This is a genomic window from Rhodoferax sp. LB1P47 (assembly GCF_056521445.1).
In genome coordinates, this window is the sequence record NZ_JBWMAU010000009.1 from 18,044 (window position 1) to 36,935 (window position 18,892).

At 65.1% G+C, this 18,892-nt stretch carries 18 protein-coding genes and 1 pseudogene; 11 read left to right on the forward strand and 8 right to left on the reverse strand.

What is annotated here, in order from left to right; translation table 11 throughout:
• Positions 1-54: 54 nt before the first annotated feature.
• On the forward strand, positions 55-2,094 hold the full coding sequence (locus AC0969_RS11625; protein WP_479624432.1) for a two-component system sensor histidine kinase NtrB: 2,040 nt from the start codon (positions 55-57) through the stop codon (positions 2,092-2,094).
• A gap of 73 nt (positions 2,095-2,167) precedes the next feature.
• Positions 2,168-2,794 (forward strand): response regulator transcription factor, encoded by a 627-nt coding sequence (locus AC0969_RS11630; protein WP_479624305.1) that lies wholly within the window; start codon positions 2,168-2,170, stop codon positions 2,792-2,794.
• A 10-nt stretch (positions 2,795-2,804) separates the two neighbouring features.
• Here the strand turns inward: AC0969_RS11630 and AC0969_RS11635 are convergent, their stop codons facing one another.
• Entirely contained in the window at positions 2,805-2,945 is a 141-nt protein-coding gene (locus AC0969_RS11635) for a hypothetical protein (RefSeq protein WP_479624306.1), read from the reverse strand.
• Between AC0969_RS11635 and mltA the strand changes: the two genes are divergently transcribed.
• Complete coding sequence (mltA, locus tag AC0969_RS11640; RefSeq protein ID WP_479624307.1) at positions 2,878-4,152, forward strand: murein transglycosylase A; 1,275 nt, start codon at positions 2,878-2,880, stop codon at positions 4,150-4,152. The two genes, AC0969_RS11635 and mltA, sit on opposite strands and share 68 nt — an antisense overlap.
• Before the next feature lie 180 nt (positions 4,153-4,332).
• Here the strand turns inward: mltA and AC0969_RS11645 are convergent, their stop codons facing one another.
• A complete protein-coding gene (locus AC0969_RS11645) occupies positions 4,333-5,385 on the reverse strand; it encodes a porin (RefSeq protein WP_479624308.1) in 1,053 nt (350 codons plus the stop codon).
• 192 nt (positions 5,386-5,577) lie between these two features.
• The gene (locus AC0969_RS11650) at positions 5,578-6,366 is read right to left on the reverse strand and encodes a FadR/GntR family transcriptional regulator (RefSeq protein WP_479624309.1); all 789 of its coding nucleotides are present in this window, start codon (positions 6,364-6,366) and stop codon (positions 5,578-5,580) included.
• Between the two features lie 186 nt (positions 6,367-6,552).
• On the opposite strand from AC0969_RS11650, the gene AC0969_RS11655 reads away from it, so the two are divergent.
• From AC0969_RS11655 to AC0969_RS11685, 7 genes are all read left to right on the forward strand, one after another.
• Positions 6,553-7,707 carry a mandelate racemase family protein gene (locus tag AC0969_RS11655; RefSeq protein WP_479624310.1) on the forward strand — a complete coding sequence of 385 codons (1,155 nt, stop codon included), beginning with the start codon at positions 6,553-6,555 and terminating at the stop codon, positions 7,705-7,707.
• 31 nt (positions 7,708-7,738) lie between these two features.
• Positions 7,739-9,346: an ABC transporter substrate-binding protein gene (locus tag AC0969_RS11660; protein WP_479624311.1), complete on the forward strand. Its 1,608-nt coding sequence runs from the start codon at positions 7,739-7,741 to the stop codon at positions 9,344-9,346.
• A gap of 25 nt (positions 9,347-9,371) precedes the next feature.
• A complete protein-coding gene (locus AC0969_RS11665; protein WP_479624312.1) occupies positions 9,372-10,388 on the forward strand; it encodes an ABC transporter permease in 1,017 nt (338 codons plus the stop codon).
• Positions 10,389-10,411: 23 nt separating this feature from the next.
• Positions 10,412-11,287 carry an ABC transporter permease gene (locus tag AC0969_RS11670; RefSeq protein WP_479624313.1) on the forward strand — a complete coding sequence of 292 codons (876 nt, stop codon included), beginning with the start codon at positions 10,412-10,414 and terminating at the stop codon, positions 11,285-11,287.
• Between the two features lie 11 nt (positions 11,288-11,298).
• Complete coding sequence (locus tag AC0969_RS11675; RefSeq protein WP_479624314.1) at positions 11,299-12,165, forward strand: ABC transporter ATP-binding protein; 867 nt, start codon at positions 11,299-11,301, stop codon at positions 12,163-12,165.
• A gap of 27 nt (positions 12,166-12,192) precedes the next feature.
• Positions 12,193-12,966, forward strand: coding sequence for an ABC transporter ATP-binding protein (locus AC0969_RS11680; RefSeq protein WP_479624433.1), 774 nt, complete (start codon positions 12,193-12,195; stop codon positions 12,964-12,966).
• Between the two features lie 123 nt (positions 12,967-13,089).
• The gene (locus tag AC0969_RS11685) at positions 13,090-13,491 is read left to right on the forward strand and encodes a hypothetical protein (protein ID WP_479624315.1); all 402 of its coding nucleotides are present in this window, start codon (positions 13,090-13,092) and stop codon (positions 13,489-13,491) included.
• 63 nt (positions 13,492-13,554) lie between these two features.
• Here AC0969_RS11685 and AC0969_RS11690 read toward each other — a convergent pair.
• A pseudogene (locus AC0969_RS11690) lies at positions 13,555-13,755 on the reverse strand (PLP-dependent aminotransferase family protein); the annotation flags it as partial.
• A 61-nt stretch (positions 13,756-13,816) separates the two neighbouring features.
• Between AC0969_RS11690 and AC0969_RS11695 the strand changes: the two are divergent.
• A complete protein-coding gene (locus tag AC0969_RS11695; protein WP_479624316.1) occupies positions 13,817-14,050 on the forward strand; it encodes a hypothetical protein in 234 nt (77 codons plus the stop codon).
• A 237-nt stretch (positions 14,051-14,287) separates the two neighbouring features.
• On the opposite strand, the gene xylA is transcribed toward AC0969_RS11695, so the two are convergent.
• The 4 genes from xylA to AC0969_RS11715 are packed head-to-tail and all read right to left on the reverse strand — an operon-like array spanning position 14,288 to position 18,791.
• Positions 14,288-15,604, reverse strand: a complete 1,317-nt coding sequence (gene xylA, locus AC0969_RS11700) for a xylose isomerase (RefSeq protein WP_479624317.1) — start codon at positions 15,602-15,604, stop codon at positions 14,288-14,290.
• A 22-nt stretch (positions 15,605-15,626) separates the two neighbouring features.
• Positions 15,627-16,802, reverse strand: coding sequence for an ROK family transcriptional regulator (locus tag AC0969_RS11705; protein ID WP_479624318.1), 1,176 nt, complete (start codon positions 16,800-16,802; stop codon positions 15,627-15,629).
• 34 nt (positions 16,803-16,836) lie between these two features.
• Entirely contained in the window at positions 16,837-17,607 is a 771-nt protein-coding gene (locus tag AC0969_RS11710; RefSeq protein WP_479624319.1) for an ATP-binding cassette domain-containing protein, read from the reverse strand.
• On the reverse strand, positions 17,604-18,791 hold the full coding sequence (locus AC0969_RS11715; protein ID WP_479624320.1) for a sugar ABC transporter permease: 1,188 nt from the start codon (positions 18,789-18,791) through the stop codon (positions 17,604-17,606). The genes AC0969_RS11710 and AC0969_RS11715 overlap by 4 nt, the downstream gene beginning before the upstream one ends.
• Positions 18,792-18,892: the final 101 nt, after the last annotated feature.

Here is an 18,892-nt window from a genome sequence, read left to right on the forward strand (position 1 = left end):
CTATCCCGAGGGGGCTTGCTGCGCTGGTGGCAACGCTGGTCGCTGTGGGGCGTGATGCTGTTGCTGCTGGCGCTGGTGCTGGCCACGCTGGTGTGGCTGGCCGGGCGGTTTGAGGCCAGCCAGGTGCAAGACAGGCTGGAGCGCGATACCGCCGCAGCGGTGGACGACGTGCGGCTGGGCCTGGGGCGCAATGCGCAAAGCCTGCAAGCCTTGCAGTTCAACGACCCCAGCCCCGGCTCTTGGCGCATCGATGCCGCTGAATTCTTGCGCCACCACCGCGAGCTGTTGCGGGTGGAATGGCGGCAGCCCCATTTGGCGGTGTTGGCGACGGCAGAGAGCCCGTTTCGGCCCCAGGCATTCGCGTGGCTGGGCCGCAAGAATGCCGAACCCGATGTCACCCTGGCCTGCACGCTGGCCAAGCGCGCCAATGGTCCGGCGTATTCGGGCAGCTATTTTTTAGCGCAGGCCAGCGGGCAGGGACAGGGGCTGGAGGTGATGGAGCTGTGCATGCCGCTGGTCAGCCGTGGCCAGCTCAAAGGCTATCTGGTGGCCACCTACGCGCTGGGCGATGTGTTGGCCGACATGGTGGGCCGCCAGCTCAGCCGCAGCCAGGAGGTGTCGTTTATCGAACCCGATGGCACCCGCCTGGTGCTGCACGGCTCGGCCCGGCGTGGCACGCGGGTGTTTACCGCCCAGCAGCTGGTCAACCTGCCGGGCAACACGATGGTCTTGCGCATGGACAGCTGGCACGGTGACCCCGAGGTCTACCCCAACCTGATGACGGCGCTGGTGACCTTGATGTCGATCGCCCTGGTGTCGGTGACGGCGCTCTTGGTCAAGGACACCCGCCTGCGGCTCAGCGCCGAGCGTGATCTGGCCGACGCGCTGGCGTTTCGCAAAGCGATGGAGGATTCGCTGCTCACCGGTCTGCGCGCCCGCGACCTACAGGGGCGCATCACCTACGTGAACCCGGCGTTTTGCCAGATGGTGGGCTTCAGCGCGACCGAGCTGTGGGGCCACGGCATGCCCGCCCCCTATTGGCCGCCCGATTTGGCCGTGGAATACCAGCAGCGCCAGGAGGTCCGGCTGGCCGGCAACGCCCCGCCGCGCGAAGGCTTTAGCTCGGTGTTCATGCGCAAAGACGGTGTGCGCTTCCCGGTGCTGGTGATCGAGGCGGCGTTGATCAACGCCCAGGGCCTGCAAACCGGCTGGATGAGCGCGGTGGTGGACATCACCGAGCAGCGCCGGGTGGAAGAGCTGTCGCGCACCAGCCAGGACCGCTTGCAGGCCACCGCCCGGCTGGCCACCGTGGGCGAAATGGCCTCGCTGCTCAGCCACGAGCTGAACCAACCGCTGGCGGCCATCTCCAGCTACTCCACCGGGGCGCTGAATTTGCTGCAATCGGGGGATCTCGAAGGGGTGGACCTGGCGATGGCCCTGAGCCGCATCGCCGAACAGGCTGAGCGTGCCGGCAAGGTGATTAAAAGCGTCCACGACTTTGTGCGCCGCCGCGCCGAAGCCCGCGAAGCCGTGGCCCCCCAGGCGCTGCTGGATGCCATTTTGCCGCTGGTCTACCTGCAAGCCCGCAAACTGGGCGTGCAGGTGGTGATGCAGGTGGCCCCGGCACTGCCGCCGGTGCTGTGCGACCGCACGATGGTCGAGCAAGTGCTGCTCAACCTGGCCCGCAATGCCATGCAGGCCATGGACCAGCCGGGTCTGGTCGAGCGTGTGCTGGTGCTGCGGGTGGTGCAGGCGGGGGCCCATTTGCGCGCCTCCACGCCCACCGGTTGGCTGGAGTTTTCTGTGTCAGATGGCGGCCCCGGCATCCCCGACAGCGTGGCCGAGCGCTTGTTCACCCCGTTTTTCACCACCAAAGAAGAAGGTATGGGCCTAGGCCTGAGCCTGTGCCGCACCGTGGTGGAGCAGCACGGCGGCTTTTTGAGCCACGAAGCCAATCTGCCGCAAGGCACGGTTTTTCGGTTTACCCTGCCGGTAATTACTTACCCCCAGGCTACAGCGCAAGCGCTGATTCCCAACCCCCTTGCAGGGGACGCATCCAGTGGCCTGGCAAAGCCAGTTCCACGGATGCCTTGAGGGGCGGTGTTCTTACTGATGCTGGGGTGGTGAGTAGTTACCCCTGCCGTTAAAAATGGAATGAGAGGACTGGATGCAACCCGTAAAAAACGCCACCGTATTCATCGTCGATGACGATGCCAGCGTGCGCGATGCGCTGTCGTGGTTGCTGCGCTCGCGCCGCCTTTTCAGCGAAAGCTATGCCAGCGCCGAAGCCTTTGACCACATGCTGGGGGCCGGATTTGTGCCCAACCAGGCGTGCTGCCTGCTGCTGGATGTGCGCATGCCCGGCATGAGCGGGCTGGCCTTGTTTGACAAGCTGGTGGCCCAAAGCCTGCACATCGCCATGCCGGTGATTTTTTTAAGTGGCCATGCCGACGTGCCCACGGCGGTGGATGCGGTCAAACGCGGGGCCTTTGATTTTTGCGAAAAACCCTTCTCGGACAACGCCCTGGTGGATCGGGTGGAACAGGCGCTGGCCCAGTCGGCCCAGAGCCTGCTGGCCCGCGACAGCCGCCAGCACCTGCTGACCCGGCTCACCGAGTTGACCGAGCGCGAGCACGATGTGATGCGGCTGGTGGTACAGGGCCTGCCCAACAAGCTGATTGCCGACCAGCTCGACATCAGCGTGCGCACGGTGGAGGTACACCGGGGCCGGGTGTTCGACAAGATGGAAGTGAAGTCGGCCGTCGAACTGGCTAATTTGCTACAAAAAACATAGCTATCTGCGCTTATTCCACATGCGGTGGAGGCACTTTTTCTTCAGGTTTTTGAACGATTTCACCGTGCTTGCGGCCCGAGAACATGGTCCACCAGACAATCAGCACCAGCAACACCCCGGCGCCCAATGCCTCCAATAACAACAAGACCATGAACCGACTCCTTCTTGACCATGTGATGGGGCGCAGCGCCCGCCGTGCCGTACTGGCCGCGATTGTAGGAACCCTGGCCGCCTGCGCCACCCACCTGCCCGAAGCCCCTGCACCGGGCGATGCCCCGGCCCCCACTCTGCCCGCTGCCACGCCCCCCACCGAGGCCGCGCCGTATGTGGTGCAGGGCGACACCGGCCCGCTGCCCGCCCCCATCACCCAGGGCAAAAGCCGCTGGACCGCCGTGCGCTGGGCCGAGCTGCCCGGCTTTGGCCAAGACCCGCTGCATGAAGCCTGGAACGCCTGGATCAAAAGCTGCGAACGCCCCGGCCCGGTGCAGGCCCCCCTGTGCAAAGACGTGCGCCGCCTCAGCCTGGGCAGCGGCAACGAACAGCGCGACTGGATGGTGGCGCGCCTGCAACCGTACCGCGTCGAGTCGCTGCAAGGCCTGGCCGATGGCAAGCTCACCAGTTACTTTGAACCGGTGCTGCGCGCCAGCCGCGTCCTGGCACCGGGTTTCGATGTGCCGCTGTACCGGCCGCCGGTCGGTCTAGGTAACCGCAAGCCGTGGTTCACGCGCCAGGAAATCGAAACGCTGCCAGAGGCCCGCGCAGCGCTGAAAGGCCGCGAAATCGCCTGGGTGGCCGACCCGATTGAGGCGATGTCGCTGCACATCCAAGGTTCGGGCCGTCTGGCCATCACCGAACCCGACGGCGCGCAGCGCACCGTGCGTGTAGCTTTTGCCGGCACCAACGAGCAGCCGTTTCGCAGTATTACGCAGTGGCTCAGTGACCAGGGCCAGGGCAACATGGCCGCACCGTGGACCGAATCGACCAAAGCCTGGGTGGCAAAGAACCCGCAGCGCCTGCAGTCGCTGGTATGGAGTAACCCACGCTATATTTTTTTCCGTGAAGAGGACTTAAGCGCATTCGATGCGGCCTTCGGCCCTAAAGGCGCGCAAGGCGTCGCGCTCACGCCGGGCCGCTCGATCGCAATCGACCCACAAAGCATTCCGTACGGCACGCCGGTGTGGCTGGCGACCAGCGGCAGCGCCTTGCAACTGCAAAAGCTCGTCTTCGCGCAAGACACCGGCAGCGCCATCCTGGGTGCCGTGCGTGCCGATTATTTTGCGGGCACCGGCCCCGAAGCCGGAGCCCTCGCGTCACGGGTCAACCAGCCGCTGAAGCTGTGGGTGCTGTGGCCGAAGTAGCACACCCCAGGCTACACACTGCCTAGCCCGGCAGACCCCCACCCCAACCCTCCCCCGGAAGGGGAGGGCGTAAAGCCGGACCCCGTGCGACTCCCTCCCTCTTCGGGGGAGGGTTGGGGTGGGGGCGGGCCGCCACCAACGGTGTGTGCATACGCTTTCCCTAGGGGGCAGCGGCAGTCCTCAGAACTTGTGCGTCACGCCCACGCCGAAGCGGCCCGCATCCAGCGTGCTGCTGCCGTCGGCGCGCACCGCTTTCAACTGGCGAAAGCCCGAGTAGAAACGGGTGCGCTTGGAGATGTCGTAGGTGGCCATCAGGCTCAGGCCTTTGGCGTCCAGCACCTCATTGCCCGCGCCATTTTTGGTGATCGCCTTGGCGTAGCCCAGGGCCACCGAGGCCTGGCCGAACGGGATGTTCAGGCCCAGTTCCCACTCATTTGAGGTCTGGTCGCCTGCGATGCGGCCATCGGTCTGGCGCTGGAACGCCCCCACCATCTGCGCCGGGCCAAAGTCGTAGTTGCCCGCCACGATGTGGAACTGGTTCTTGCCCGTGGAAAAGTACTCGGCCTGGTAGCCATAGCCGATGCGGGCCGGACCGTCAGCGTACTTGGCGTGGGCGCTGACGATGCGCGGCGCAGCGGTGGCAGTAGCCGCGCCTTCGCTGGCGCTGGTGCTCACCGAGCCACTGATGCCGCCAAACACCGGCGTCATAAACATCACCGTGTTGTTGCCCCGGGCCAAATAGTCGCTGCCGGTCACGGCGGCCAGGCCGTTGGCGGCGGTGGAACCCGCGCCCCACACCTGGCCCGTCGAGGCAAAGCCCGACGAGTCGTACAGGTGGTTGGTGGAGCCGCGCAAGGCATCGAACGCGCCCAGCATACGGCCCAGGCGCAGCTCGCCAAAGTCCCCCGACAGGCCGACGTACGCACCCCGGTTGAAGCCGATGTTGGAGGCCGACACGGTGGATACGGTGCCGCTGTCCAGGGCAAATCCTTGGTCCAGCATGAAGCTGGCGTTCAGGCCGCCGCCCAGGTCTTCGGTGCCGCGCAGGTTCCAGCGGCTGGCCTGTCCTCCACCGCTGTCCACCACGCTGTTGGTGGTGCTGACACCGCCCACTTTGTTACGGGTCTGACCCGCCCAGGCATCGACGATGCCAGACAAGGTGACGCTGGATTGGGCCGAAGCGGCACCGGCAAAAGCGCCGAACACCAGCACGGCGAGTAGTTTGGGTTGCATGAGAAGGGTCTCCGAGGGCGGTTTTAGGGATTTTTATCAGTCGTACGTCAGTCGTCAGACGACTGTGCGCATAGTAAGAAAAAGATCGCCCTTGAGGCATCGGTGGAAACCCTGAATCTGGGCGGTTTGTGCGCAGCGCACGCTGCCGTGGCGCATCCGCCTGCGGCTGTTGGATGCAGTCTGTCGCCGTTGTCAGTTGCGGCTGCCGCCACTCTCGGTGCTGGCGCGCATGCGCTCGCGGCTGTTGCTCAAGTGCATGAACATCGCCGCCCTTGCGGCTGCCGCGTCACCCCGGCGGATGGCGTCAAAAATGGCCTCGTGCTCGCGCTGGGTGATGGCCTTGCCGCTCTCCAGCAGGGGCTGGGCTTCGCCAAAGCGGGCGGCGGGTTTGCTGCCACTGTCGGCCGAACCGGACGGGCTAGGCACCTGGGGTGCAGCCCGGGGAATGGTGGCATTGCCCAGGCTGGTCAGCACCTCTTCAAAGTACTCGTTGCCGGTGGCGGCGGCAATCTGCACGTGAAACTGGAAGTCCGGCTCGGTGGTGTTGGCGCCCGCACGGCGCTGGGCATCAAAGGTATCCAGCGCGCTGCGCATGGCCGCCAGGTGGGCGTCACTGCGGCGCACGGCGGCCAGGCTGGCGGCTTCGGATTCGATGCTGATGCGCAGCTCCAGCATGGCCAGCTTTTGCCGCACCTGGACATTGCGCGCGCCCCGGGCCAGCAGGGGTTCAGGGGCGGCCGATGCCAGTACAAACGTACCCACGCCCTGGCGGGTTTCGACCAGCCCGCTGGCCTGCATGCGCGACATGGCTTCGCGCACCACGGTGCGGCTGACGCCGAACTCTTGCATCAGCCCCGGCTCGGACGGCACCCGGTCGCCAGGCTTCAGGGCCCCGCTATGGATGCGCTCGGACACCCCGTCCACTACCCGCTGCGGCTGGCTTTTGGTCCGCGTGGACGGGTCTGGCGACAGAGAGCGCATGGTATGGAGGGGCCGTGGGAAGAGCTGGCAACTATACCGCGCAGAGATACTCCCGCCAGACGACTGATGCCATCTGCAAAAGCACGGTAAAGACCCACGGTGCAAGGGTTTTTACCCATTCAACTCGTCAGACGTGTTAAATAAAATCCATTCCAGTCTGACGACCGATGACATCCAAGGAATCTTATGAAAATCACCCGCGTGCTTGGCACCGAATTCACCTTTCCCACCCGCCGCTCGGTGGACACCGCTGGCCACTCCCATCCTGGCCCCGAGGGCCTGGGCAAGATGGCCTTGCTGACGATTGAAACCGACGAGGGCCACAGCGGCTACGCGTTTGCGCCGCCCGAGGTGATTCGCCCGCATGTGCTGGAGGCCTTTGTGCGCAAGGTGCTGGTGGGCCAGCACCCGTTCCAGCGCGAGCAGCTTTGGCACGGCCTGGAGCACTGGCAGCGCGGCAGCGCCGGGCAGCTGACCGACCGCGCCCTGGCCGCCGTGGACCAGGCGCTGTGGGACTTGGCAGGCCGCGCCCTGGGCCAGCCGGTGTACCGCCTGATCGGCGGCTACCGCGACAAAGTGCCCGCCTACGGCAGCACCATGTGCGGTGACGAACTGCCCGGCGGCTTGTCCACGCCGCAAGAATACGGTGACTTCGCCCTCACGCTGGTGGCGCGCGGCTACAAGGCCATCAAGCTGCACACCTGGATGCCGCCGGTCTCTTTTGCCCCCAGCGTACCGATGGACATCCAGGCCTGCGCCGCCGTGCGCGAAGCCGTGGGCCCGCACATTCCGCTGATGCTAGACGGCTACCACAACTACAGCCGCATCGACGCGCTGACCATTGGCCGCGCCCTGGAGAAGCTCAACTTCACCTGGTTCGAAGAAATGATGAACGAGCAAAGCATGGCCTCGTACGCCTGGCTGGCCGGGCAGCTGGACATCCCCATCGTCGGGCCCGAAAGCCTGTCGGGCAAGCACCACAGCCGGGCCGACTGGGTCCAGGCCGGAGCCTGCGACATCCTGCGTGCCGGGGTGCCCGGCGTGGGCGGCATCACCCCGACGCTCAAGGTGGCGCACCTGGCCGAGTCGTTTGGCATGCAGTGCGAGGTGCACGGCAACGGCGCGGCCAACCTGGCGGTGTGCGCGGCCATCAAGAACACCCGCTGGTACGAGCGCGGCCTGCTGCACCCGTTTCTGGAGTACGACGAAGTGCCCGCCTACCTGAACACCCTGGCCGACCCGATGGATACCGACGGCTATGTGCACCTGTCGCAAAAACCTGGCCTGGGCGAAGACATCAACTTCGCCTACATCGAAGCCCACACCCGCAACGCGTACTGAGCCCGCTTTCCCCCACCTTGAGGAGACATACATGAAACACACACAGTTGCTGCGCCACTGCGCTATTTCCGTCGCAGTCGCCGTGGCTCTGGGCACGGCCCACGCCAAGACCCCGGACGACCAGCTGATCATTGGCTTCAGCATGAACAACCTGCTGTCGCTGGACCCCGCCGCCGCCACCGGCAACGACGTGGTGGAAATTGCCGCCAACCTGTACGACTACCTGATCGAGCTCGACCCGCAAGCCACCAGCAAGATGCTGCCCGGCCTGGCCGAGAGCTGGAAGGTCGCGCCCGATGGCCGCAGCATCACGCTGGTGCTGCGCAAGGGGGTGAAGTTCCAGTCCGGCAACCCGCTCACGGCAGACGATGCCGCCTGGTCGCTGCAACGCGTGCTCAAACTGAACCTGGCGATGGCCTCGCCGTGGAAGAGCTATGGCTTCAGCGCCCAGAATGTGGACAAGGCCATCCGCGCGCCGGATGCCACCACCCTGGTGATTGACCTGCCCGAGGCCACCGACCCGAAGATGGTGCTCTACACCCTGGCCACCTCGGTCAGCGCGGTGATTCTGGACCGCAAGAAGGTCATGGAAAACGACAAAAACGGTGACCTGGGCGCCGCCTGGCTAACCACCCACGCTGCCGGTTCCGGCCCGTTTACGCTGGCCGACTGGCGCGCCAAAGATGCCCTGCTGATGAACCGTTTTGACGGCTACTGGCGCGGCCCGGCCAAGCTCAAGCGCGTCATCATGCGGCACATGACCGAGTCGCAGTCGCTGCGCCTGATGCTGGAGCGCGGCGACCTGGACGTGGCCTCTGGCATGTCGGTACCCGATGTCGAAGCCATGAAGAAAAACCCCGAGACGGTAGTGCAGCCGGTGCGCCGGGGCACGCTGTACTACGTGGCCGTGAGCATGAAAGACCCCAAGTTCGCCGACAAGCGCGTGCGCCTAGCGATGCGCAGCCTGATCGACTACGACGGCATCAACAGCACGGTGATGCCCCACTACGGCATCCCCCAGCAGCGCCCGGTGCAGATGGGCCTGCCCGCCAGCCTGCCCAGCCCGGGCTACAAGCTGGATGTGGCGGCGGCCAAGAAGCTGCTGTCTGAGGCCGGTTTTCCCAATGGCTTCAAAACCACCATCCGCGTGCTGGCCGACCCGCCGTTCATCAACATCGCCACCAGCCTGCAAGCCACGCTGGCCAAGGCGGGCATTGAAGCCAGCGTGCTGTCGGGCACCGGCAACCAGGTGTACGGCGCGATGCGCGAGCGCAACTTCGAGATCATCGTGGGCCGGGGCGGCGGCGGGGCCGAACCCCATCCGCACTCCAGCCTGCGCGCCCTGGTCTACAACCCGGACAACAGCGACGCGGCCAAGCTGACCAACTTCCAGGGCTGGCGCACCGCGTTCTTCAGCCCCGAGCTGAACCAGCTGATCGAAAAGGCCGAGGTCGAGCGCGACGAAGCCCGGCAGACCGCCGACTACCAGGAAGCCCAAAAGCTGTATGACACCCAGGTCGGCGCAATCCAGCCCTTCTCGCAGATGGTGGACACCGTGGTGCTGCGCAAAGACGTACACGGCTACCTGGGCCACCCGTCGGCCACCACCCGGCTGCGCGATGTGGGCAAGCAGCGCTAAAGCCCATCCCCCTGGAGAAACTTTTGTGACTACTTCCACCTTCCGCGCACTGGCCCAGCGCCTGCTCAGCGTGGTGCTGACCCTGCTGGGCCTGCTGCTGCTGACCTTTGTGATTGGCCGCGTCATGCCGCTGGACCCGGTGCTGTCCATCGTCGGCCCCGACGCAGACCGCTCCACCTACGACCAGGTCTACCAGCAGCTGGGCCTGGACCGGCCCCTGCCGGTGCAGTTTGCCTACTACCTGCGCGACCTGCTGCACGGCGACCTGGGCAACGCCCTGCTCACCGGCCACAAGGTCACCGACGACCTGGCCCGTGTGCTGCCCGCCACCATCGAGCTGGCCACCCTGGCCATCTTGCTGGGCACCGGCGTGGGCGTGCCACTGGGCGTGTATGCCGCCACCCGGCGCGGCCGCCTGGCCGACCACGTGGTGCGCGTCGTCAGCCTGTTTGGCTACTCCACGCCAGTGTTCTGGTTCGGCATGATGGGCCTGCTGGTGTTCTACGCCTGGCTGGGCTGGGCCGGCGGTGCCGGGCGGGTGGACCTGGCCTTTGACGGCCTGGTGGAGCCGCGCACCGGCCTGCTGCTGCTGGACGCAGCACTGGCGGGCGAGTGGGAGGTGTTCCGCAGCGCATTGAAGTTTTTGGTGCTGCCCGCCTGCATTCTGGGCCTGCACTCTATGGCCTACATCAGCCGCATGACGCGCAGCTTCATGCTGGCGCAGCTGTCGCAGGAGTACATCACCACGGCGCGGGTCAAGGGCCTGTCCGAGCGCGGTGTGGTCTGGGGCCATGCGTTCCGCAACATCCTGGTGCAGTTGCTGACCATCGTGGCCCTGGCCTATGGCAGCCTGCTCGAAGGCGCGGTGCTGATCGAAACCGTATTCGCCTGGCCCGGCTTTGGCCAGTACCTGACCAGCAGCCTGCTGCTGGGCGACATGAACGCCGTGATGGGCTGCGTGCTGGTGGTGGGGGTGATCTTCGTCACGCTGAACCTGCTGTCCGATGCCCTGTACCACGTGTTTGACCCGAGAACCCGCTAATGGCCACCTCTACTTTGGCAGCGATGCCCTCCACTTCCCCCCAGACGGCGGCGCAAGCCCTGCGGCAAAGCGCCCGCCGCATCCTGCAACGGCTGCTGCACAACCCCATGACCGTGGCCGGTCTGGTGGTGGTCGTGGCGCTGCTGCTGCTGGCCCTGTTCGCCCCGCTCATCGCCACCCACAACCCACTGGAGCAAAACCTGGCCGAAGCACTGCAAGCCCCGTCCGGCACGCACTGGTTCGGCACCGACGAATATGGCCGCGACGTGTTCAGCCGCCTGGTGCACGGTTCGCGCATTTCGCTCTACATCATTGCCTTGGTGACGGTGATCGTGGGGCCGGTGGGGCTGGCCGTGGGGGCTATCTCGGGCTACTTTGGCGGTTGGGTGGACACCCTGTTCATGCGCGTCACCGACATCTTCATCTCGTTCCCCAGCCTGGTGTTGGCGCTGGCTTTCGTGGCCGCCCTAGGCCCGGGGCTGGACCACGCGGTGATGGCCATTGCCCTCACCGCCTGGCCGCCGATTGCGCGGCTGGCACGGGCCGAAACCCTGTCGCTGCGCAACGCCGACTTCGTGGTGGCGGCCCAGTTGCAGGGCGCATCCAGCAGCCGCATTTTGCTGCGCTACATCGCACCGATGCTGATGTCGTCGGTGGTGGTGCGCCTGACCATGAACATGGCCAGTGTGATCCTGACCGCTGCCGGCCTGGGCTTTCTGGGCCTGGGTGCCCAGCCGCCCATGCCCGAGTGGGGCGCGATGATCTCCAGTGGCCGCCGCTACATGATGGAGTGCTGGTGGCTGGTGGCCACGCCCGGTGCCGCCATCATGCTGGTTAGCCTGGCCTTCAACCTGCTGGGCGATGGCCTGCGGGATGTGCTCGACCCCCGTAACGAATGAGGATGCCCGCCATGACCTCCACCTCTTCCTCCGCCTCTTCCTCCACCCCCAAGCTGCAAGTCGAAAACCTGCACATCCGCTTCGCCACCCCCGACGGCCCCATGCACGCCGTGCGCGGTGTGTCGTTCAACCTGTCGCGGGAAAAGCTGGCCATCGTGGGCGAATCCGGCTCCGGCAAATCCACCGTGGGTCGGGCGCTGCTCAAGCTGCACCCGCGCAGCGCCCAGATCGAAGCGCGCAAGTTGGCCTTCGACGGCATCGACCTGCTGGACGCCAGCCCCCAAACCATGCAGGCCATTCGCGGCAAGCGCATGTCGATGATCATGCAAGACCCCAAGTACTCGCTGAACCCGGTGGTGCGCGTGGGCCAGCAGATCGCCGAGGCCTATCTGGCGCACAACAAGGTAACGCGTGCCGAAGCCACCCAGCGGGCCTTGGCCATGCTGGAGTCGGTGCGCATCCGCGAGCCGCAGCGGGTGTTCAACCTGTACCCGCACGAGGTGTCCGGCGGCATGGGCCAGCGCATCATGATTGCCATGATGCTCATCACCGAGCCCGAGATCCTGATTGCCGATGAACCCACCTCGGCCCTGGATGTGTCGGTGCGCCTGCAAGTGCTGGCCGTGCTGGACGACCTGGTCGGCCAGCGCGGCCTGGGCCTGGTCTTCATCAGCCACGACCTGAACCTGGTGCGCCACTTTTGCGACCGGGTGCTGGTGATGTACGCCGGGCGGGTGGTGGAAAGCATTGCCGCCGCCGACCTGGACAACGCCCAGCATCCCTACACCCGGGGCCTGCTCAGCGCCCTGCCCAGCCTGGACCAGCGCCGCACGCGCCTGCCGGTGCTGCAACGCGACCCCACCTGGCTCACTGCCTAAAAAGTGCTGAAGGACACCACCATGACCATGATCAATGTCAACGCCCTGCACCTGGCCTTCGGGGCCGTCAACGTGCTCAACAACGTCCACCTGCAAGTGCGCCAGGGCCAGTCCTTCGGGCTGGTGGGCGAGTCAGGCTCGGGCAAAACCACGGTGCTGCGCTGCCTGGCCGGGCAGTACACGCATTGGGAAGGCAGCTTGCAGATTGCAGGCCGCGCGCTGGGCCACAAGCTGGACCGGGCCCAAAAACTGGCCCAATGCCGCGAAGTGCAGATGGTGTTCCAGGACCCCTATGGTTCGCTGCACCCGCGCCACACCATCCACACCGTGCTGGCCGAACCGCTGCGCATCCACGGCATGGACCAGGAGCGCGAACGCATCGACAGCATCCTCACCAAGGTGGGGCTGAACAGCAGCTTTCGCTTCCGCTACCCGCACCAGCTGTCGGGCGGCCAGCGCCAGCGCGTGGCGATTGCCCGGGCCCTGATTCTGGAGCCCCGCGTGCTGCTGCTGGACGAACCCACCTCGGCACTCGACGTGTCGGTGCAGGCGGAAATCTTGAACCTGCTGGCCGACCTGCGCGAGCGCGACGGCCTGACGTACCTGATGGTCACCCACGACCTGGGCGTGGTGGCCCACCTGTGCGACCAGGTGGCGGTGATGCAGCACGGCAGCATTGTCGAAACATTGAGCACCGAAGCGCTGTGCAACAACGCCGCGCAACACCCCTACACCCGCATGCTGGTGGAGTCCAGCCGGTCGTATAGCCGAGAGGTGGCCGAAGTAGCAGAGGTCAGATAGAAATAGGCCGTTAGCGCAAGTGGGAACTGCGCTAGCAGCTATTCTTACCATAGCAAACAGCGCGCTGCCTGATTTAAACTACCCGGCTAGATTTCCAGCCTGCGGAGTAGCCTCCGCGATGCCATGACCGTCCCCTTCCCGATCCGCAAAGAATGCCCGCCCGGGGCCTGCTTGTGCCAGCGCGAAGCCCTGCTGGCCGACCCGCAGGCGGACCTGCGCATCCTGCGGCTCACCAAAGAAGAAGAGGCCAAGCTGCTCGCCCGGCTGGAGGCCCTGCAAACCCTGCCCGACCTGCACCGCATGCAGGAGCGCCTGCGCACGCAGCTGGGTATCGTGCTGACCATCGCCCCCGGTACCAACGAAGTGCAAACGGTGCGCGGCTTCCACATCCAGGTCGCCGACCAGCCCGGCCTGTGCCGCAAGACCAAGCAGGCGATTCCGGCAGCGGTACGCCGGTGTTTGGAAGCCACGCCGACGATTGCGTTTGAGATTTTGGATGCGGACGGGTTGTGGGGAGGTGCTTAGGGGGCGGCCAAGCCTTTAAGGGAAATAGGCTTCCGAAATATGCACACCGTGCAACCCGGACAGTTAAACCACCGCAGCGCTGAACGACTCGGGCCGCCGCGCAAGCAAATGAGACAGCCGTTGCAGACCCGCCTGCAAGCGTGCCCGATCCTGGATGCCGCCCAAAGAGATCCGAATGGCATTCACCGACCCGCTGCCCGCTGCGCCAGTAGCGAATGCCTCCACCGGCGTGACGGCAATGCCCTCGCTTTCGGCTGCACGCGCATCATCTGCATTCGGCGCAGCGTTTAAAGTCGTGCTCCTCACCATAGAGAGTCTCAAGCAAATGATTGATTGGATCCCTATCGTCTTGATTACATTCAAGGTTCTCGTGCTCGGCACGGGCATGTTCTTCGCCATCAAGTGGCATTACGATCGCGGAAAGAAGGGGAAGGACAAGCGTGCGGTGCTAAGCGGGGTCGGCAAGTTAGCCGCAGTCTTCGTGCTAGCGCTCCTGGTCCTGGGGTTTCTCACCTTCGTCCTTGCCAGGAAGGTCGGCTTGGACTTGACACTCCCATGATGGCAAAGTCCAGTGATGCGGCAGCCATTTCCCGATGCGGCTATTTGGCAGCGTCGGCAGGCGGACCAGAGCCGAAATGCGGGTGGGCGTGGCGGACTCCGATGCGCGGAGTGGGCGCAATCCGGATCCGACCCCACGGCCTTGCGCTGCGTGGTGCATAGCGAGCAGGCTTACAAGCCAAATCGGCTTCTAGCGCATATACCACCTGCGCTAGAAGCTACAAACTCGATAGCACCCTCAAATAAACGCGTTCAGCAGGTTCTCCATATATTCCTGCCGCCCCGACACCGGCCGGGGGTCCACGCCACCCGCCAGCACCTGCGCCGCCAGGCCGTCCAGCGTGACCTTGCCCGCCAGAATGCCTTGCGCCTCGGGCGATGCCCAACCGGCGTAGCGGTCGGCGATGGCCTTCTCCACCCGGCCGTCCAGAATCATCTTCTCGGCAATCAGCAGCGCCCGGGCGGTGACGTCCATGCCGCCGATGTGGCCGTAAAACATGTCTTGGGGGTCGATGGACTGGCGGCGGACTTTAGAGTCGAAGTTCACGCCGCCGGTTTTAAAGCCCCCGCCTTGCAGGATCAAATACAGGGCCAGGGCGGTGTCGGGGATGCTGTTGGGGAACTGGTCGGTGTCCCACTGGCACTGCATGTCGCCCCGGTTCATGTCGATGCTGCCGAAGATGCCCAGGTCGATGGCGGTGGCGATTTCGTGCTCGAAACTGTGGCCGGCCAGGGTGGCGTGGTTGGCTTCGATGTTGACCTGGATTTCCTTCTCTAGCCCAAAGCGGCACAGGCTGCCGTAGACGGTGGCCACGTCGTAGTCGTACTGGTGTTTGGTGGGTTCGCGGGGCTTGGGTTCGATCAGGATGGCGCCCTTGAAGCCGATCTTGTGCTTGTACTCGACCACCATGTTCAAAAAGCGGCCCATCTGCTCCAGCTCTTGGCCCATGCGGGTGTTGAGCAGGGTTTCATAGCCTTCGCGGCCGCCCCAGAGCACGTAGTTTTCGCCGCCCAGTTTCAGGGTGGCATCCATCGCTTCTTTCACCTGTAGCGCGGCCATGCCGAACAGGGCCGGGTCGGGGTTGGTGGCCGCGCCGGACATGAACCGGCGGTGGCTGAACAAATTGGCCGTGCCCCACAGCAGCTTCATGCCGGTGTGCTGCTGCTTTTCGCCCAGCACATCGACCATAGCGTGCAGGTTGTTGACGCTCTCGCGCAGGGTTGCGCCTTCGGGTGCCACGTCACGGTCGTGGAAGCAGTAGTAGGGCGCGCCGAGCTTGGCGAAGAATTCAAACGCCGCATCGGCCTTGGCGCGAGCAGCGGCCATCGGGTCGGCCATGTGTTGCCAGGGGCGCTCAAAGGTGCCGTCGTGGCTGAACGGGTCAAAGCCGTTCCAGCAGAAGCTGTGCCAGTAGCAGGCGGCGAACCGCAGGTGCTCTTCCATGCGCTTGCCCAGCACCAGCCTGTCGCGGTCGTACCACTTGAAGGCCAATGGGTCCGTCGATGCAGGGCCTGCATAGGCGACGGGGGCAATTTCGGAGAAATAAGAGGGCATGGAAAGTCCTTTGGGTTGGGGTTTAAGGGGGTGTGGATGGCGAAAAGGCCTGCCCAGAGCGGGCGCGGCGGGTTTCGGAATTGGGGTGCATGGGGCGCAGGTACTCGTGCAGCGTCAGGGCGGCGGCGCCCACGGCGGCGGCCAGCGGGCCGTAGCGGGCCACGCGGATGCTGGGGGCGGGCATGCCTGCGCTGGCGGCGTACTGGGCCACGGTGGCCAGGGCACTTTGCAAAAATTCGGGGTGGTGGTCGCACGATTTGCCGCCGACCACGATGGCCCGGGGGTTAAAGGTGGTCCACAGGTTTTGCAGCAGCACGCCCAGGTAGTGGCCAGAGTGGCTCAAATCCACCGCTTTGCCGTTCAGACCGCTGAGGGCGCGCAGACCGATAAAGGCCTCGGCGCAGCCCTTGCGCCCGCAAGAGCACAGCGGGCCGTCGATCTGCATGATGGTGTGGCCGATTTCCCCGGCCATGCCTTGCGCGCCGCTGAACAGCCGGTCGTTGGAGACGATGCCCGCGCCCACGCCGACGTCGCAGCTGACAAAGATCAGCGGGTCTTCGCCTTCGCCGTCGGCAAATTCGTATTCGCCCAAGGCACCTGCATCGGCATCGTTTTGCAGTTGCAGGGGCACCGGGGGCAGGCCGACCTCGGCCAGGGCGCGGGTCAGCAGGGCCAGCAAATCCAGCTTGCGCCAGCCCAGGTTGGGGGCAAACAGCACCTGGCCGCTGGCGTGGTCGATGGCCCCAGGCGTACACACGCCCACGCCCACCAGTTGCAGGCCCACCGCCGCGATGCCTTGGTAGGCGGTGGCCACCATGCGGGCGGTTTGCTGGCTGGCCAGGGCCGGGGTCTTGCTGGCCAGCGGCTGCTCTTCGGAATGCAGTACCTCGCCTTGCAGGCTGACGCAGACCACGCGCACCACTTCGACCGCGATTTCCACCCCGATCAGCGCGCGCTTGCCCTCGTGGATGCGCAGCGGCGTGGACGGACGGCCCAGGCCTTCGTTGACGGTTTCCATGGCTTCGGTGAGCCAACCATCAATCAGCAGTTCGCGCACCAGCAGGCTGACGGTGGATTTGGTCAGACCGCTCTCGGTGGCCAGCCGTGCCCGCGACAGGCCGGGTTGGGCGCGCAGCATGCGCAGCAGCACGCTGCGGTTGATGCGCTTGACGAGTTGTTGGTCGCCGGTAGTCTTCATATGGTTTGCCGTGTGAACAAAAGAAGACAGGAGTCTAGTTCTGCCCACGCTCGGTTTGCGGCTTGCCCTCGGGGCGTTTGCCGGTGATCACCATGCCCAGCACCTCGTCCTCGGTGACATCGGCGGTGGCGTAGGTGCCAACCAGGCGACCGTTCTTCATCACCGCCAGCCGGTCGCTTAAGGAGAAAACGTCGGGCATGTCGTGGGTGATCAAAAAGATGCCCACGCCTTCGCTCTTGAGCTGCTGCACCAGGCGGCCGACCATGGCGGTTTCCTCTGGGCCCAAGGCGGCACAGGGCTCGTCCATGATCAAGATACGGGCGTTGAAGTACAGCGCCCGCGAGATCGCCACCACCTGGCGCTGGCCACCCGACAGTTGCCGCACCGGCACGCGGATGTTGGTGAAGTTTTTGTTCAGCCGGGCAAAAACCTTGCGGGCGTTGACCTCCATGAAATGGTCGTCCAGCGTGTTCCAGCGGGTCATCTTCTCGCGGCCCAGAAACAGGTTGGCGACGGAATCCAGGTTGTCGGCCAGCGCCAGGGTTTGGTAGATGGTCTCGATCCCCTGGGCCTGCGCCTCGGCGGGGGTGCGGATGTGGACCTTCTGGCCCGCCACCAGCGTGTCGCCGGAGTCGATGGGGTAGGCCCCCGCCAGCATCTTCATCAGCGTGGACTTGCCCGCGCCGTTGTGGCCCAGCAAGGCGACCACTTCGCCGGGATACAGGTTGACGCTGACCCCATCCACCGCGACCACGCCGCCGAAGGCTTTGCGGATGTCGCGCAGTTCAACTAAAGGCGTGCTCATCGTTCACCCGCTAATTTGCGATACAAAACATCAAACACCACGGCCACGATCAGCACCTGGCCGATGATCACCATGCGTTTGCCAATCGGCACGTCCAGCAGCAGCATGCCGCTGTCCAGCGACTGCATGATCAGCGCGCCCAACACCGAGCCAAAGATCGACCCGCTGCCCCCGGCCAGCGCGGTGCCACCAATCACGGCAGCGGCAATCACGTACAGCTCCATGCTGGTGCCCAGCGAATTGGTACCCGCGTTCAGTCGTGCTATAGAAACAATAGCTGCTACCGTAATCAGGACGGCCAGCAGGGCAAATAATTGCAAGGTCACTTTTTTGACCGGAATGCCCACCAGTGCCGCCGCATCGGGGTTGCCGCCCATCGCATACACGTAGCGACCAAAGCGGGTGCGGTGCACCAGGAAGGACAGCACGCCGCCCACCACCGCCCAGATCAACACGGGGATGGGGATGCCTTGCGGCTCGGTTTTGCTGGATATTTGGTAGTGGTTCATGGTGTGGGCAAACAGCAGCAGCAGGGCGATGGGCACGCCGACCAGCAGGGCCTCCATCCACAGCGGGTCGGTGGGCACACCGTAGCTTTGACGGGCGCGGCGCTTTTGCACGGCCCGCAGCAACAGGCCCGCACTGACCAGGCCCACCACCGCCCAGCTGGCCAGGGTGCCAATGCCGCCGTCGTAGCCGCCGCCCAGGCGTAAAAAGAAGTCGTCGGTGACCGGCTGGGTCTTGCCATCGGCCACCAGAAAAGCCGCGCCCCGGAAGGTCATCAACCCGCCCAGCGTGACCACGAACGAAGGCACGCCCAGCACCGCTGTGAGCCAGCCCTGGTAAATAGAGGCCACCAGCGCCACCGCCAGCCCGGCCAGACAGGCTGTGGGCCAAGACCAGTTGGCGCTGTACTGCAAATACGCAATCAGCACGCCCACAAAGCCCATCACCGAGCCCACCGACAGGTCGATATGCCGGGCCACGATGACCAGCACCATGACGGTGGAGACAATGCCCACCACCGCCGTCTGCTGGGCAATGTTGTAGAGGTTTTCCGGGCTGAGGAAGATGCCGCCAGACAGCAGGTGGAACACCAGCGCCATTGCGGCCAAGACAAGGCTCATCAGCACCAGTCGCCAGTCGATGGCGGCGCTGCGCCAGGGGGATTGGAAAGGAGTCATGGGTGTATCAAAGAAAGATGGCTCAGGGGGCCAGCCCCCACCCCGGCCCGCCCCCGGAAGGGGAGGGAGAAGAGCGAGGCCCGGTCTTACCCCCTCCCCCC

What these genes read in the sequence shown, in the direction of transcription:
- AC0969_RS11625 (WP_479624432.1), top strand. Translation starts at nt 55, where the DNA reads ATGCTGTTGCTGCTGGCGCTGGTGCTGGCCACGCTGGTGTGGCTGGCC.
- AC0969_RS11630 (WP_479624305.1), top strand. Translation starts at nt 2,168, where the DNA reads ATGCAACCCGTAAAAAACGCCACCGTATTCATCGTCGATGACGATGCC.
- mltA (WP_479624307.1), top strand. Translation starts at nt 2,878, where the DNA reads ATGGTCCACCAGACAATCAGCACCAGCAACACCCCGGCGCCCAATGCC.
- AC0969_RS11635 (WP_479624306.1), bottom strand. Translation starts at nt 2,945, where the DNA reads ATGGTCTTGTTGTTATTGGAGGCATTGGGCGCCGGGGTGTTGCTGGTG.
- AC0969_RS11645 (WP_479624308.1), bottom strand. Translation starts at nt 5,385, where the DNA reads ATGCAACCCAAACTACTCGCCGTGCTGGTGTTCGGCGCTTTTGCCGGT.
- AC0969_RS11650 (WP_479624309.1), bottom strand. Translation starts at nt 6,366, where the DNA reads ATGCGCTCTCTGTCGCCAGACCCGTCCACGCGGACCAAAAGCCAGCCG.
- AC0969_RS11655 (WP_479624310.1), top strand. Translation starts at nt 6,553, where the DNA reads ATGAAAATCACCCGCGTGCTTGGCACCGAATTCACCTTTCCCACCCGC.
- AC0969_RS11660 (WP_479624311.1), top strand. Translation starts at nt 7,739, where the DNA reads ATGAAACACACACAGTTGCTGCGCCACTGCGCTATTTCCGTCGCAGTC.
- AC0969_RS11670 (WP_479624313.1), top strand. Translation starts at nt 10,412, where the DNA reads ATGCCCTCCACTTCCCCCCAGACGGCGGCGCAAGCCCTGCGGCAAAGC.
- AC0969_RS11675 (WP_479624314.1), top strand. Translation starts at nt 11,299, where the DNA reads ATGACCTCCACCTCTTCCTCCGCCTCTTCCTCCACCCCCAAGCTGCAA.
- AC0969_RS11680 (WP_479624433.1), top strand. Translation starts at nt 12,193, where the DNA reads ATGATCAATGTCAACGCCCTGCACCTGGCCTTCGGGGCCGTCAACGTG.
- AC0969_RS11685 (WP_479624315.1), top strand. Translation starts at nt 13,090, where the DNA reads ATGACCGTCCCCTTCCCGATCCGCAAAGAATGCCCGCCCGGGGCCTGC.
- AC0969_RS11695 (WP_479624316.1), top strand. Translation starts at nt 13,817, where the DNA reads ATGATTGATTGGATCCCTATCGTCTTGATTACATTCAAGGTTCTCGTG.
- xylA (WP_479624317.1), bottom strand. Translation starts at nt 15,604, where the DNA reads ATGCCCTCTTATTTCTCCGAAATTGCCCCCGTCGCCTATGCAGGCCCT.
- AC0969_RS11705 (WP_479624318.1), bottom strand. Translation starts at nt 16,802, where the DNA reads ATGAAGACTACCGGCGACCAACAACTCGTCAAGCGCATCAACCGCAGC.
- AC0969_RS11710 (WP_479624319.1), bottom strand. Translation starts at nt 17,607, where the DNA reads ATGAGCACGCCTTTAGTTGAACTGCGCGACATCCGCAAAGCCTTCGGC.
- AC0969_RS11715 (WP_479624320.1), bottom strand. Translation starts at nt 18,791, where the DNA reads ATGACTCCTTTCCAATCCCCCTGGCGCAGCGCCGCCATCGACTGGCGA.